Consider the following 851-nt stretch of genomic DNA (forward strand, 5'->3'; position numbering starts at 1 on the left):
AGAGGTCATCTCATTTGGAGTCTCGGTAGCCTGGCCGGGTGTCGATGGTCGAGCGCCTTGTCCCGGACCGACTGTGGGAACTCTTCCAGCGCGTGGTTCCCGATGCGCCCACCCGCCCGCAGGGCGGGGGCCGGCGCAGATACGGCGACCGCGAGGTGCTGGCCGCGATCATCTTCGTGGCCACCACCGGCTGCACCTGGGCCCAGCTCCCGCCGGTCTTCGGCCCTTCGGGCCCCACCGCGCACCGGCGCTTCACCGAGTGGAGCCGCGCCCGCGTCTGGGCCAAGCTGCACCGCCTGGTCCTGGACGAGCTCGGATCGCGTGGTGAGCTGGACTGGTCGCGGTGCGCGATCGACTCGGTCAACATGCGCGCGGCAAAAGGGGGGGCCTGACGGGCCCGAATCCTGTCGACCGCGGCAAGAACGGGTCGAAGATCCACCTGATCACCGAACGGAGCGGTCTGCCCCTATCCGTCGCGATCTCCGGGGCCAACACCCATGACAGCCAGGCCCTTCAACCGCTGGTGCGCGGGATCGCGCCGATCCGCTCCAGGCGCGGGCCCCGCCGCCGCAAACCCGCCAAGCTGCACGGCGATAAAGGCTACGACTACGCCCACCTGCGCCGATGGCTCAGCCGACACAGCATCGGCCACCGCATCGCCCGCAAGGGCATCGAAACCTCCCAGCGCTTGGGGCGGCACCGGTGGCAGGTCGAGCGGACCATGGCCTGGCTGGGTGGATGCCGAAGACTACACCGCCGCTACGAGCGCAAGGCCAACCACTTCCTCGGCTTCGCCGCCATCGCCTGCACACTGATCTGCTACCGCAGACTCACCAAATGAGACGACCTCT

Annotated in this window: 1 protein-coding gene; it reads left to right on the forward strand. The window is 69.0% G+C overall.

All coding sequences use genetic code 11. From position 1 onward, the window contains the following. Window positions 1–44: 44 nt before the first annotated feature. A protein-coding gene (locus C892_RS31095; RefSeq protein WP_152513502.1) for an IS5 family transposase occupies window positions 45–841 on the forward strand; the annotation gives its coding sequence in 2 pieces (ribosomal slippage) (window positions 45–387 and window positions 387–841; 798 coding nt in all). Window positions 842–851 lie beyond the last annotated feature (10 nt).

The organism is Nocardiopsis baichengensis YIM 90130 (assembly GCF_000341205.1).
GTDB classification, from domain to species: Bacteria; Actinomycetota; Actinomycetes; order Streptosporangiales; family Streptosporangiaceae; genus Nocardiopsis_A; species Nocardiopsis_A halophila.